Below are 13,407 nucleotides of genomic sequence, written 5' to 3'. Positions count from 1 at the left end.
GGCGGGTGGGGCCGACTCCGTTCCAAGGGCCGTCGCCCGGTTGCTCCGCGTGGCGGCATTGCCCGTTAGCGCGTCACCGGACCCGGCTAGGTCTGACTTCAGGCAGGCACATCCGTGCTTGACCGCCGGCGCCCCGGGTCCCGGGCTCCCTGATGTCTGGAGTGTTCATGAGTTTCGTTGCGAGAGCGGGTGGTGCCGCGGTGGCACTGGCCGTGGGCCTGGCTGTCGTCCCGGCCGCTGCCGCCCATGCCGTACGGGCCGCTGTCCCCATCGACTGCACGGTCGCGGCCCTCAGGCAGGCGATCAACGATGCCAACAACGGGGGCGGCGGCACGATCGACCTGGCCCCGAAGTGCACGTACACCCTCACCGACGCCAACACCGTCGGCGGACCCAACGGCCTTCCCGAGATCACCACCGCCATCACCCTCAATGGTGACAAGAAGACCGTCATCGAACGCTCCAGCGCAGCCGGCACCCCTGCGTTCCGCTTCTTCGAGGTCCTCGGCCCGAACGGCGACCTCACCCTCAATCGCCTCACGCTCCGCAACGGCAGCGCCGGCAACGGTGGCGCCATCCTCGTTCAGGGCGGGGCCGAGCTCGCCGTCAACGCCTCTCACCTGACCGACAACCACGCCGGCGGCGACGGCGGCGCCATCAACGGGCGACCCGGTGGCAGCACCGTCACCGTCACGTCGAGCAGCGTGAAGAAGAACTCTGCCGGTAACGGTGGCGGCGGCATCGTCGCGTTCGGAAGTCTCTCCCTCTCGCGCACCGAGGTGAGCGAGAACACGGCCAGAATCGCAGGCGGTGTCGGCGTCCAAAACGCCACCGCCACCTTGAGCCACAGCGAGGTGAAGGGGAACACCGCCACCGGCGCCGCCACCGGCACGTCCGGCGGCGGCGGCGTGGCCCTTGTCAGCGCGACTGCCACCCTCAACTCCACCAGTGTGACCAAGAACAAGGCGACCGGCTCAGGAGCCGACGGCGGCGGCATCCGTGATGTCGGCGGCTCAACCCTCAATCTTCGCTCCAGCCGGGTCAGCGGGAACACCGCGACCGATCAGGGTGGCGGCATCTTCAGTCAGAACGTGCTGAATGTCCGGAGCAGCACGATCGAGGACAACACCGCCGTCAACCAGGGCGGCGGCGTCTGGAACTCCGGCACTGCCCGGTTCGATGTGACTGTCCTCAAGGGGAACAAGACCACCGCCGCGGGTTCCCTGGGCGGCGGCCTGTTCAACGGCGCCGGTACTGCGGCTCTGCACAGTTCCAAGGTGATCAAGAACAGTGCCGTGGCCGACGGCGGCGGTGTCTACGAGACCCCCGGCACCACGGTCACCGCCAACCAGACCGACTTCGAGCGCAACCGTCCCAACAACTGCGCGCCCAACGGCGCCGTGGCCGGCTGCGTCGGCTGACGCGGTCGACCGGCGTGGGCTCATACGGCCGCCGGGGTCGCGTGTGCCGCTACCGCGGCTCCGGCGGTCGCTGTCTCGGCATGTTCGGCCGGGTCGGCGGGGGCAGGGGGAAGCGGCCTGAAGGGTGGCCCGGGTCCTGGCGAGGGGCGGTGAGAGGCGCGGACTGCATCATCAGCGGCGCCGGGCCGGAGCGGAATTCGACCATCCAGTCGGTCGTTTCGGCACGGACGAGCTCCGTGACGTCCTCGGAGAAGCGGCGTAGTACGGACAGACAGCGCTCGGCGGCCTCGCTCGCCGTGCCCTCGGTCGGGCCGAGCACCTCCCGCACGCTCTCCGACGCCCAGTCGAACTGGAGTGCCTGGAGGCGGCGCTGGACCGCCTGGGCCGTGGCGACGCCTCTTATCCAGCCGGAGGTCAGCCCGAAGTACCGGTCGCAGGCGAGGCAGGCCGCGCCCAGGAGCAGTGACAGGTAGCCCCAGCCGGCGGCGCCCGCCAGGACGTCCGTCAGATCCAGCAGCGGCAGCGCGGCGCCCGCGATCACGCCCGCCGCCGTGCCGAGGCGCAGCGCCCGCGCCCAGCGGCGTTTGCGCGCGCGGTCCGAGAGATACCAGTCCGCGGTGCGCAGCGCGTCCGCCTCGACCCAGCGGTACAGCTCGTCGAGGCGCTCCGCCGGCTCGCCCCAGTCGCCGAGCGGGAAGGGGCGTCCGGTGAGATCGCCGTGCCGGTGCCCACGCCCGTTCCCGCGCCCGTTGACGTTCCCGCGCCCGTTGCCGGTGCTGTGGTCGTGGTCGCGTTCCTCCCGGGCCGACCCCCCAGGCTGCATCTCCGGCTGGCTCACCGGGGCACTCCTCTGCGCTCTGCGTGGCTGCTCTACGTGACTGCTGTGTGTGACTACGTACGTAAACGTGCTAACCCTGCGTGACGTGCGATGCATGCGTGGGTACTGATGCGCAGGGTCTTCCTACCGCCGAATGGTGGGCCGTGGGGGCGAAATCCCGGTATTTCCGCCTGCACGGGGTTCTTGGTCGGGTAAGGGGAGGGCCCTCGATCTCACTCGAAAGAGTTGCTGGCGACTGGGCGGGGCGAGCCGCCCCATGACCACGTAGGCTCGGTTTACCGAACAATCGTCGTCGAAATGCCAGGAGTGACCGTGATTCCCGGTGGTGGTCAGCCCAATATGCAGCAGTTGCTCCAGCAGGCCCAGAAGATGCAGCAGGACCTCGCCCGCGCCCAGGAGGAGCTCGCGGCCACCGAGGTCGAGGGCCAGGCGGGTGGCGGCCTCGTGAAGGCGACCGTCACCGGCTCCGGCGAGCTGCGCGGCCTCGTCATCGACCCCAAGGCCGTCGACCCCGAGTCTGCGTCTTCCTTGCAGGAGCTTGGCGAGACCCTCGCCGATCTCGTCGTCGCCGCGGTCCAGGCCGCGAACGAGAACGCGCAGCAGTTGCAGCAGCAGAAGCTCGGCCCGCTCACCCAGGGGCTGGGCGGCGGGGGCGGTATCCCGGGACTGCCCTTCTGACCCCTCCCCTTCCGGGCCTCTTCCGGGTCTTTTCCGGGGCGGCTCTTCTGGAGCGGCTCTTCTGCGGCGTACGCGCAGCCACTACCGTAACCATCGAAGTAATCCCAGAGAGGCGTTCCGTTGTACGAAGGCGTGGTTCAGGACCTCATCGACGAACTGGGCAGGCTGCCCGGCGTCGGTCCCAAGAGCGCGCAGCGGATCGCCTTCCACATCCTCCAGGCCGAGCCGACCGACGTCCGCCGCCTCGCCCACGCCCTCCTCGAGGTCAAGGACAAGGTCCGGTTCTGCGCGGTGTGCGGCAACGTCGCGCAGCAGGAGCAGTGCAACATCTGCCGGGACGCGCGCCGCGACCCGGCGGTCATCTGCGTGGTCGAGGAGCCCAAGGACGTCGTGGCGATCGAGCGGACGCGTGAATTCCGCGGCCGTTACCACGTCCTGGGCGGCGCGATCAGCCCGATCGAGGGCGTCGGCCCGGACGACCTGCGGATCCGTGAACTGCTCGCGCGGCTCGCGGACGGCGCGGTCACCGAGCTGATCCTGGCGACCGACCCCAACCTGGAGGGCGAGGCCACCGCCACGTACCTGGCGCGCATGATCAAGCCCATGGGGCTGAAGGTGACGCGCCTCGCCAGCGGACTTCCCGTTGGCGGCGATCTGGAATACGCCGACGAGGTCACGCTCGGGCGTGCCTTCGAGGGGAGACGACTTCTCGATGTCTGACGCAACGAGCCACTACTCCGCCCCCCTGGACCCCGACGACTTCGCGGTTCAGATCGCCGACTCGATCGAGAGCTTCATCGTCGCCACCACGGAAGTGGCCAGGGGCGACGAGCCCGACAGCGCGGTGCCCTTCCTCCTCCTGGAGGTCTCGCAGCTGCTGCTCGCCGGCGGCCGGCTGGGCGCGCACGAGGACATCGTCCCGGACGAGCGGTACGAGACGGACACCGGTCCGGACCTGGAGGTCGACGAACTGCGCGAGCGGTTCGCGGTGCTCCTGGACCCGGTGGACGTGTTCTCCGAGGTCTTCGACCCGTACGAGCCCCGCAGGGCGCCCGTCGCCTGCCGGATCTCCGACAACCTCGCGGACATCGTCACCGACCTCGGCCACGGCCTGGCCCACTACCGCGCGGGGCGCACCACCGAGGCGCTGTGGTGGTGGCAGTTCTCGTACTTCTCCAACTGGGGTCCGACCGCCTCGGCCACCCTGCGCGCCCTCCAGTCCCTCGTCTCGCACGTCCGCCTCGACCAGCCGCTCCAGGAGCTGGACGGGCTGGACACGGACGAGGACCTCGCCGAGGACGACCTCGCGGAGGAGGCGGGCCGGGTCATGGCGGAGGAGATCGCGGGACCGCTGGGGCTGCGGAAGGCGCGTACGCCCGCTCAGTGACGCCGCCGGGGCGTCGTGGATGTCGGGGACGTCGTGCCGGGCGTGGACGCCCGCCGCGTCGTGGTCGTCGTAGCGGAAGCCCCTCCGTGGCGGAAGTGAGACCTCCGTGTGTCCCTGGCACTCCCGCCGCGCTGCTGGCTTGACGGGCCTTCGACCCTACGGGCCTGCGTGAGCGGACCACGTGAGACGGCGTACGCGCTTAGCTGCCACGGCCCTGGTGCTGACGGCCGCGCTGCTGGCGGGCTGCGGCCCGACGGACGACGACGCGGCTCCGGCGGCCTCGTCGCCGGAACCGTCCCGGTCGCCGTCCCAGCCGCTGCCCCTGCCGCTGCCGGCGTCGCCCCCGCCTCCGCTTCCGACCGCACCCCCGACCGCACCCCCGACCGCACCCCGGGCCACACCCGCGCCCACCCCGCCGCCCGCACCGGCCGCCGTGAAGCCCTCGCCTCCCCCCGAGCCGACCGTCCTCGGCATGTACGCCTCCACCGCCGCCGGCCGCATCGATCTCGCACGCGGCGGCGCCGCCAAGGAATTCACGGTCCACACCCGCAACGGCAACACTCGCGTGTACGCCGGGCTCGCCGTCGCCTTCCAGACGGAGATGCTGCTCAGCTCGGGCGACGGCCCGGCGCCCGACCGGAACGGCCTCGTCCTCGAACGCCGTGACCCCGCCACCGGCCGCTGGGCGCCCGCCGAACTCCGTGTCGCCGACGACGTCCAGCCCCACCGTCTCGTCCCGCCGGGCGCCCCCTCGCCCGCGACGCCGCGCGCGTCGAACGCTTCCGCCTGCGCGCCGCCGCCAAGGGCCCCTCCGGCTCCACGCCGCTGATGATCAGCCTGGTGGACACGGCGGCCCCCGAGAGCGCGGCGTACGAGACCGCTGTCCCCGTCCGTACCTCGCTCATGGTCACGATCACGGCCACGCGAACTGCCCGCGTCGACGTGAACTCCCTACGCCGACGTGAGTGAGGCCACATTCCGCGTACCCGTGCGGACCCCGGGCAGGCGTCAGCCCGAGCGGGTACCGGGATCGTGCACATGATCACGTCGTGAGCGGGACATCTCACGATGCGATACATAGGGGGCGATCCCGGCCCGCTCGTTAAACTGAGCCGACCGCAGGAACGAGAGCCTGCGGCGAAGACTGAGCGAGGAGCGCACGTGGGCCTTGTCGTGCAGAAGTACGGAGGCTCCTCCGTTGCCGATGCCGAAGGCATCAAGCGCGTCGCCAAGCGAATCGTCGATGCCAAGAAGAACGGCCACCAGGTGGTCGTCGTGGTGTCGGCGATGGGCGACACGACGGACGAGCTGATCGATCTCGCCGAGCAGGTATCCCCGATCCCTGCCGGGCGTGAGTTCGACATGCTGCTGACCGCCGGAGAGCGGATCTCCATGGCCCTGCTGGCCATGGCGATCAAAAACCTGGGCCACGAGGCCCAGTCGTTCACCGGCAGCCAGGCAGGCGTCATCACCGACTCGGTCCACAACAAAGCGCGCATCATCGATGTCACGCCGGGCCGGATCCGTACGGCGCTGGACGAGGGCAACATCGCCATCGTCGCCGGCTTCCAGGGCGTGTCCCAGGACAAGAAGGACATCACCACCCTCGGCCGCGGCGGGTCGGACACGACCGCCGTCGCGCTGGCCGCGGCGCTGGACGCCGAGGTGTGTGAGATCTACACGGACGTCGACGGTGTCTTCACCGCCGACCCGCGGGTCGTGAAGAAGGCCCGGAAGATCGACTGGATCTCCTTCGAGGACATGCTGGAGCTCGCCAGCTCCGGTTCCAAGGTGCTGCTGCACCGGTGCGTCGAGTACGCACGCCGTTACAACATCCCGATCCACGTCCGGTCGTCCTTCTCGGGGCTCCCGGGCACCTGGGTCAGCAACGAACCGCAAGGGGACCGCAAGGTGGAGCAGGCCATCATCTCCGGTGTCGCCCACGACACCTCCGAGGCGAAGATCACCGTCGTCGGTGTGCCGGACAAGCCGGGCGAGGCCGCCGCGATCTTCCGCACCATCGCGGACAACGAGATCAACATCGACATGATCGTCCAGAACGTCTCCGCGGCGGCGACCGGTCTGACCGACATCTCCTTCACCCTCCCGAAGACCGAGGGCCGCAAGGCGATCGACGCGCTGGAGCGGACCAAGTCCGTCGTGGGCTTCGAGTCGCTGCGCTACGACGACCAGATCGCGAAGATCTCGCTGGTCGGCGCGGGCATGAAGACCAACCCCGGCGTGACCGCTTCGTTCTTCGAGGCGCTGTCCGAGGCGAGCGTGAACATCGAGCTGATCTCGACCTCCGAGATCCGCATCTCGGTCGTCACGCGCGCGGATGATGTGAAGGAAGCCGTGCAGGCCGTCCACACCGCCTTCGGGCTGGACTCCGACTCCGACGAGGCGGTCGTCTACGGAGGCACCGGACGGTAGGCCCGGTAAGCGCGATGGGTGCGATGGGCATGACGGGCGCGATGGGCGAGACGGGCCCTATGGGCACGTCGGCCGCGATGGGCGCGGTGCGCGAGAAGGGCGGCAAACCCGGGCTCGCGGTCGTCGGTGCGACCGGCGCCGTCGGCGCCGTCATGCTGCAGATCCTGTCGCAGCACGCCGATGTCTGGGGCGAGATACGCCTCGTCGCCTCGCCGCGTTCGGCCGGCCGCAAGCTGGCCGTGCGCGGCGAGGAGACCGAGGTCGTCGCGCTCTGCGAGGAGGCCCTGGAGGGCATCGACGTAGCGCTCTTCCTGGTACCGGCCGATGTGGCCGCCCAGTGGGCACCCGTCGCCGCCGCCAAGGGTGCGGTGGTCGTGGACAATTCGGCCGCTTTCCGGCTGGATCCGGACGTTCCTCTTGTCGTGCCCGAGATCAATCCGCATGCCGTACGGGTCCGTCCGCGCGGCATCGTCGCGAGCCCCGGCTGTACGACCCTGGCCATGATCGTCGCGGTCGGCGCGCTGCACGCCGAGTTCTGTGCCGACGAGTTGATCGTCGCCGCGTACCAGGCGGTCAGCGGCGCGGGCCAGGCCGGCGTCGAGGCGCTGCGCTCGCAGCTTTCCCTGGTCGCGGGTACGGAGCTGGGCACGCACCCCGGTGACGTACGCCGTGCCGTGGGTGACGACACCGGTCCGTTCCCCGCCCCGGTGGCGCTCAACGTCGTGCCGTGGGCCGGTTCGCTCGCGGCGGACGGCTGGTCGTCGGAGGAGCTGGCCATCCGGGCCGAGGTCCGCAAGATCCTTGAACTGCCGGAGCTGCGGGTCTCCGCGACGTGCGTGCGGGTGCCGGTCGTCACGGCGCACTCGGTTTCGGTGCACGCCCGCTTCGAACACGAGGTCACGGTCGACCGGGCCCATGAGATCCTCGCGACCTCGCCGGGTGTCGTGCTCGTCGACGACCCGGGGGCGGGTGAATTCCCCACGCCCGCCGATGTGGTGGGCACCGATCCTGCCTGGGTGGGCCGGGTCCGGCGGTCCATGGACGACAGCCGGGCGCTCGAGCTCTTCGTGTGCGGCGACAATCTGCGCAAGGGCGCGGCGCTGAACACGGCTCAGATCGCCGAGGCGATCGCCGCTCAGCTCTCCGGCCCGTTCGCCGGGTCGGCCGCTGGGCGGAGCGCCGGGTCGGCCGATGGTCCGACCGATGGACCGGCTGCTGGTCCGACCGCTGGGTGGAGTGCCGGGTCGGCCGATGGTCCGACCGATGGACCGGCTGCTGGTCCGACCGCTGGGTGGAGTGCCGGGTCGGGGGATGGTCCGACCGCTGGGAAGATCTGATCGTCGGGGGATGTGCCGGGGAATTCCGAGCGTCGCCTTTGTGGATCTTTGTAGGATCTGTGAACACCCTGTGAGCAAGTCGCATGCATGTGCCACTTGAACTGGGGTGATGGCATGTTCGACGATGCATTCCCGCCAACTCGCAACCGGCGATCCGGCGGGGAGCGTCTTTGCGGTCGCCCCTTCACGGTACCGCGACATATGGGGCATTGGGGAAGAGCGAATACGCATGAGGGCATACGGTGCATCGTCAAAAGCGGTGGCGTGCGCGTACAACCCTGACGGGGGGAAGCGTGTCCAACAGGCGTGGCAGAGGTACTCGACATCACACGCGTGGTCCCGGTTCGCGGCGCGGCCGCGGTCCCGGTCCGCGCGCCGGGCGTGGTCCCCGTCCGCGGTACGGGCATGGTTCCCGTCCGTGCGCCGGGCGTGGTCCCGCTCCGCGGTGCGGGCGTGGTCCCCGTCCCAGGCGCCGCGGTGCGCCCGCTTCGGCGGCCCCGCACGCCCGGCGGCATGCCGGTGATCGCCCCCGTGCCCGCTGCGCGTCCCACCCGCTCCGGTTCCGGTTCCGGCTCCCGCTCCACAGGCATCCCGTCGCCGCGCGAGGGCGCTGACGACGCGATGGCAGCGGGTACGACCGTCGACCACCTCACCGAGACGTATCGCGCTCACTACCGGTCGCTGCTCGGTCTCGCGGCTCTGCTGCTCGACGACACCGCGTCCTGCGAGGACGTCGTCCAGGAGGCCTTCATCCGCGTCCACTCGGCACGCAAACGCGTCCGGGACCCGGAGAAGACCCTTGCGTACCTCCGGCAGACGGTCGTCAATCTGTCGCGCTCCGCGCTGCGCCGCCGGATCCTCGGCCTGAAGCTGCTCACCAAGCCGATGCCGGACATGGCGAGCGCCGAGGAGGGCGCGTACGACCAGCTGGAGCGGGACGCGCTGATCAAGGCGATGCGCGGGCTCCAGCGGCGGCAGCGGGAAGTCCTCGTGCTGCGGTACTTCTCGGACATGACGGAGGCGCAGGTCGCCGAGACGCTCGGCATATCGCTGGGCTCGGTGAAGGCGTACGGCTCGCGTGGCATCGCGGCGCTGCGTGTCGCCATGGAGGCCAACGCATGAGCAGGCACGAAGGCGGGCACGAGCGCGAACGGCCCGAGCAGGAGCACGGGCCCGAGCGCGAGCATGAACGGCCCGAGCAGGAGCACGGGCCCGAGCGCGAACGCGAGCGCGATCGCGTCCGGGGAGCTGAGCAGTACGGGCCGGACGGGCCGTTGAACGACCGGACTGGAAACGGAATTGTGAACCACGGGCCGCTGAACGACACGCACGACGACGACGGGCTCGGTGACGGTGACGAGCTGGCCCTGCGCCGGATGCTGCAGAGCGCCGTCGGAGACCTCCGGCCCACCGAAGGCGCCCTCGACCACCTGCGCAGAGCGGTCCCCGCGCGGCGGGCCCGCAAGCGCCAGGCCCTCGTCGGGCTCGCTGCCAGCGTGATCCTCCTCGGCACCGCCGTTCCGGCCTTCGTCCACGTCGCGAGCTCCGGAGTCCTCTCCGAGGACCGCCCGGTCAACGCCGGCCACGGCGAACAGGCCCAGGGCGGCACGGGCAGCGAAACGGGCGACGACGGCGGGGAGAAGGGCACCGGCAGCCCCTCGGCCAAGGGGTCGCCCACCCCGGGCGTGCCGAGCACGACCCACAAGCCGGTGCCGCCGGGCACCGGCACCGGCGGTGAGACACCGGGCCACCCGGCCGATCCGACCGCGAGCATCCCCGCCACCACGCCCCTCTGCCAGGCCGAACAGCTCGCGAGCTCGGCGCAGGCGGCCGCGCCCGACGCCGAGGGCAAGGTGTACGGAACGTTCCGCGTCACCAACGTCTCCGCCGGCAGCTGCGCGATCACCGGCATCGGCACGGTCGGCTTCGCGACGACGGGCGCGGCCGATCGCGACAAGATCAGCGTGGTCGGGCACACGACGGACGACGCCGCCACCGGGCTGCCCGACCCCTCGTCGACCACCGACGCGATGGTCCTCGAGCCGGAGCATGCCTACGAGGTGAAGTTCGCCTTCGTCCCGTCGGAGACCTGTCCCACGACCGGAGCGTCCCCCGACCCCACGCCCACGGACGGCGGCGCGACAGGCGTGACCGACGGCACGACGTCCACCGACACCGAGCCCCAGCTCGCCACCGAGGACGGCGGCACGGCGGACGGCAGCATCACGGTGTCCCACAGCCCGGAGGCCGGTGCGCCGACCGCGGAGACGACGATCCCCAACGCCTGCGCGGGCACGATCTACCGCACGGACGTGATCAGCGCGTCGTAGCGGGGGGCCGCGGAGGCTCCGCTCCGGAACGGCGGAGCCTCGGACTTCCTCCAGGAGTCGCCCGCGTCCGTGCCGCCAGGCCGACGGTCAGCACGGCCCGCCCAGCCCGACGGTCAGCACGGCCCGCCCAGCCCGGCGGTCCGGCCCGGTTCCTGGCGGCGTACCGGCCAGGACCTAGGCCGGGTCCAGACCCAGGGCCTCGTCCTTCGCCGCCTCCGCTTCGCGGCGGACGAAGCGGAACCACATGAACAGCACGAAGCCCGCGAAGGCGAACCACTCCAGCGTGTACCCGAGGTTCTGAAACGCCTTCAGATCCAGCGTGCTGCCCTGCGGCGCCGCGGCCGGGACGGGCTTCATCCCGTCCGACGCCACGCTCAGCGTGATCCACGCGTCGTACACGTCATCCGGCACCAGGTTCACCAGCGACGCCGCGCTGATCATCCCCAGCTGCCCGCGCGGCAGTCCGCCCGCCGCGTTCACCCCGTCCGTGCTCGTGTTCTCGGAGGCCTGCAACGCGCCGGTCACCGTCACCTCACCAGTGGGCGCTGCCGGGGCCTTCGCCCCGGCGGGCAGCCAGCCGCGCACAACGGGCAGCGCCTTGCCGCTGTCGGTGCGCAGCAGCGTCAGCACGTACGCGCCGCGCTTCCCGTCCAGCTGCCGGTCCGGTACGAGGAACTGCTCCCCGTACCGCCCGCTCGCCGTCGCGGGCCGACCCGAGGTCTCCTTGTCGACGGGCAGCAGCTCGTCCAGCGGCTCGGCGGACCGCGAACCGGGGTCCGGCCGCTGCTCGGCCTCCCGGTGCGTCTCGACCCGGTCCTCGAACCGGCCGAGCTGCCAGATCCCCATGAAGATGCAGAAGGGGATGCCGAGCACGAGGAAGAGATTGATCCCCCACCATCGGGGCGTCAGCAGGAACCGGTACACACCCCCACGGTACGGAATGCCACCTCCCTTCCTCCCCCCGGGTCCCGCCCCCGGGCCCCGGGACGACGGCCTCCCGGGCCCCGGTCCCGGCCACACCGGCCGCCGCCGACCCGGTCCCGGCCGCCTCCTGGCCCCGGCGCGCCGGCCCCGCCGGGTCAGTCCCGGCCGAGATGCCGCTCGGCGAAGTCCAGCTCCAGCCGGACCTGCTTGATCCGCTCGTCCACCACCAGCGAGCCGTGCCCCGCGTCGTACCGGTACACCTCGTGCACCGCGCCCCGCGCCGCCAGCCGGTCCACGTAGTTCTCGACCTGGCGGATCGGGCAGCGCGGGTCGTTGACGCCGGCGGAGATGTAGACGGGCGCCTTCACCGCGTCCACGTACGTCAACGGCGACGACGCCTCGTACCGCTCGGGAACCTCCTCCGGCGTGCCGCCCAGCAGCGTGCGGTCCATCGCCTTCAGGGCCTCCATCTCGTCGTGGTACGCCGTGACGTAGTCCGCGACCGGCACCGAGGCCAGACCCAGCGCCCACGCGTCCGGCTGCGTGCCCAGCCCGAGCAGGGTCAGATAGCCGCCCCACGAGCCGCCCGCCAGCACCAGCTTCGCGGGGTCGGCGAGCCCGGAGGCCACCGCCCATTCACGCACCGCCGCGATGTCCTCCAGCTCGATCAGCCCGACCCGGTGCTTGAGCGCGTCCGTCCACTCCCGCCCGTACCCGGTCGAGCCCCGGTAGTTGACCCGGACCACCGCGTAGCCGTGGTCCACCCAGGCCGCGGGACCGGCCGCGAACGCGTCGCTGTCGTGCCAGGTGGGGCCGCCGTGGATCTCGAAGACCGTCGGGAACGGCCCCTCTCCCCCCGGCCGCTGCACCAGGGCGTGCACCCGGCCCGCGGGCCCGTCCACCCACAGGTCCTCCACACCCACCGACCCGGGCGCCTTCATCCCGGGAGGGTCCAGCACCTCACGGCCCGCCGTCGAGCGGACCTTGGGCGGGTGCGCGGCGGACGACCACACATACTCCACCGTGCCGTCCGGCCTGGCCGTCGCACCCGAGACCGTCCCCGCCGGGGTCTCCACCCGGGCCAGCTCGCGCGTCGCCGGATCGAACCGCCACAGCTCGCTCCGCGCCTCGAAGCTGTGCGCGATCAGCAGTGCCGACCCGTCCGGATACCACTCGGCGCTCACGTCGCCCGGGAGCTCGATCCCCAGGTCCGTCTCCTCGCCGGACGCCACGTCCCACAGCATCGGCTCCCAGCGGCCACGCCGCTGATGCCCCACCAGCAGCCGCGTGTCCCCGTCCACCGGCGCGAAGCCGAGCACCTCAAGACCCAGCTCCACCGAGCCGCCCTTGGTGTCGTCCAGCTCGGCCACCCGCGTCCCGTCGGTCCGGACGACGCGCAGCGCCGAGTGCATCGCGTCGCCGTGCTCGGTGTGCTCGATCGCGATCAGCGTCCCGTCGTGGGAGAGGTCGCCCACACCGGCGGACTCCCGGTGCCGGTAGATCTCCACCGGACCGCCGCCGCCCGGCGCCACGACATGGATCGTCGTGCCGTCTTCGTCCGTCGACCGGCCCACCACCGCCGTGCCGTCCCGCCCGAGAGCGAGCCCCGCGCCGTACGAGGCGTCGAGCCCGGGGACGGCGGGCTCGTCCGCGCCCCCGGCGAAGGGCTGCCGCAGCCAGACCCCGAACTCGTCCCCGTCCGTATCGGAGAACCACCAGATCCACTCGCCGTCGGGCGTGAGCACGCCATCCGTCGTGCCGTTCGGCCGGTCGGTGACCTGGCGCTGCTCGCCGGTCGCGCGGTCCCACGCGTACAGCTCGTACGTCCCCGTCGCGTTCGACACGAACAGCGAGCGGTCCGGGGCGTCCTCCGCCCAGTCGGGCAGCGAGACGCGCGGCGCACGGAACCGCTGCTCCCAGGCCGGCATGTCCGCGGCGTGGTCCGGCGCGGACGGTCGCACGTCCGCCCCGGCGGACTCGGTGATCTCAGTCATGCCCCCCATTCTGCGCTGCCCCGCCAACAATCCGTTCGCGTCGTCCGCAGCCTGTGGATAACTTC

Annotated in this window: 13 protein-coding genes and 1 pseudogene; 10 read left to right on the top strand and 4 right to left on the bottom strand. The window is 71.4% G+C overall.

Features of this window, described 5'->3' with window-relative positions:
• The first annotated feature begins 167 nt into the window (after positions 1-167).
• Positions 168-1,421 (top strand): hypothetical protein, encoded by a 1,254-nt coding sequence (locus ABT342_RS13260; protein WP_351571512.1) that lies wholly within the window; start codon positions 168-170, stop codon positions 1,419-1,421.
• A 49-nt stretch (positions 1,422-1,470) separates the two neighbouring features.
• On the opposite strand, the gene ABT342_RS13255 is transcribed toward ABT342_RS13260, so the two are convergent.
• Positions 1,471-2,259 carry an SLATT domain-containing protein gene (locus tag ABT342_RS13255; protein ID WP_351571509.1) on the bottom strand — a complete coding sequence of 263 codons (789 nt, stop codon included), beginning with the start codon at positions 2,257-2,259 and terminating at the stop codon, positions 1,471-1,473.
• Positions 2,260-2,571: 312 nt separating this feature from the next.
• Here ABT342_RS13255 and ABT342_RS13250 point away from each other — a divergent pair, with 312 nt between their 5' ends.
• The 3 genes from ABT342_RS13250 (at position 2,572) to ABT342_RS13240 (ending at position 4,324) form a co-directional block, all read left to right on the top strand.
• Entirely contained in the window at positions 2,572-2,937 is a 366-nt protein-coding gene (locus tag ABT342_RS13250; RefSeq protein WP_351571608.1) for a YbaB/EbfC family nucleoid-associated protein, read from the top strand.
• A 120-nt stretch (positions 2,938-3,057) separates the two neighbouring features.
• A complete protein-coding gene (gene recR / locus ABT342_RS13245; RefSeq protein ID WP_351571506.1) occupies positions 3,058-3,657 on the top strand; it encodes a recombination mediator RecR in 600 nt (199 codons plus the stop codon).
• Positions 3,650-4,324 carry a DUF5063 domain-containing protein gene (locus tag ABT342_RS13240; RefSeq protein WP_351571503.1) on the top strand — a complete coding sequence of 225 codons (675 nt, stop codon included), beginning with the start codon at positions 3,650-3,652 and terminating at the stop codon, positions 4,322-4,324. The genes recR and ABT342_RS13240 overlap by 8 nt, the downstream gene beginning before the upstream one ends.
• Before the next feature lie 156 nt (positions 4,325-4,480).
• Here ABT342_RS13240 and ABT342_RS13235 read toward each other — a convergent pair whose 3' ends face one another.
• Positions 4,481-4,798 carry a hypothetical protein gene (locus ABT342_RS13235; RefSeq protein WP_351571500.1) on the bottom strand — a complete coding sequence of 106 codons (318 nt, stop codon included), beginning with the start codon at positions 4,796-4,798 and terminating at the stop codon, positions 4,481-4,483.
• Between ABT342_RS13235 and ABT342_RS13230 the strand changes: the two genes are divergently transcribed.
• The 6 genes and pseudogenes from ABT342_RS13230 to ABT342_RS13205 all read left to right on the top strand — a co-directional run bounded on the left by ABT342_RS13230 (position 4,797) and on the right by ABT342_RS13205 (position 10,424).
• Positions 4,797-5,153: a hypothetical protein gene (locus ABT342_RS13230; protein WP_351571497.1), complete on the top strand. Its 357-nt coding sequence runs from the start codon at positions 4,797-4,799 to the stop codon at positions 5,151-5,153. The two genes, ABT342_RS13235 and ABT342_RS13230, sit on opposite strands and share 2 nt — an antisense overlap.
• On the top strand, positions 5,153-5,293 hold the full coding sequence (locus tag ABT342_RS13225) for a hypothetical protein (protein WP_351571494.1): 141 nt from the start codon (positions 5,153-5,155) through the stop codon (positions 5,291-5,293). Before ABT342_RS13230 ends, ABT342_RS13225 begins: the two co-directional genes overlap by 1 nt.
• 192 nt (positions 5,294-5,485) lie before the next feature.
• A complete protein-coding gene (locus tag ABT342_RS13220; protein ID WP_351571491.1) occupies positions 5,486-6,757 on the top strand; it encodes an aspartate kinase in 1,272 nt (423 codons plus the stop codon).
• A gap of 59 nt (positions 6,758-6,816) precedes the next feature.
• A pseudogene (locus ABT342_RS13215) lies at positions 6,817-7,896 on the top strand (aspartate-semialdehyde dehydrogenase); the annotation flags it as partial.
• A gap of 504 nt (positions 7,897-8,400) precedes the next feature.
• On the top strand, positions 8,401-9,216 hold the full coding sequence (locus tag ABT342_RS13210; protein WP_351571488.1) for a SigE family RNA polymerase sigma factor: 816 nt from the start codon (positions 8,401-8,403) through the stop codon (positions 9,214-9,216).
• Entirely contained in the window at positions 9,213-10,424 is a 1,212-nt protein-coding gene (locus tag ABT342_RS13205; protein ID WP_351571485.1) for a hypothetical protein, read from the top strand. The genes ABT342_RS13210 and ABT342_RS13205 overlap by 4 nt, the downstream gene beginning before the upstream one ends.
• Positions 10,425-10,598: 174 nt before the next feature.
• On the opposite strand, the gene ABT342_RS13200 is transcribed toward ABT342_RS13205, so the two are convergent.
• Together ABT342_RS13200 and ABT342_RS13195 are read right to left on the bottom strand one after the other, a co-directional pair.
• Positions 10,599-11,348 carry an SURF1 family protein gene (locus ABT342_RS13200; RefSeq protein ID WP_351571482.1) on the bottom strand — a complete coding sequence of 250 codons (750 nt, stop codon included), beginning with the start codon at positions 11,346-11,348 and terminating at the stop codon, positions 10,599-10,601.
• Positions 11,349-11,503: 155 nt separating this feature from the next.
• Positions 11,504-13,351, bottom strand: a complete 1,848-nt coding sequence (locus ABT342_RS13195; RefSeq protein ID WP_351571479.1) for a S9 family peptidase — start codon at positions 13,349-13,351, stop codon at positions 11,504-11,506.
• Positions 13,352-13,407 lie beyond the last annotated feature (56 nt).

Origin of the sequence: Streptomyces sp. NPDC000410 (genome assembly GCF_040300305.1) — a bacterium.
Taxonomy (GTDB): domain Bacteria; phylum Actinomycetota; class Actinomycetes; order Streptomycetales; family Streptomycetaceae; genus Streptomyces.
This window is presented reverse-complemented; position numbering and strand designations above follow the sequence as displayed.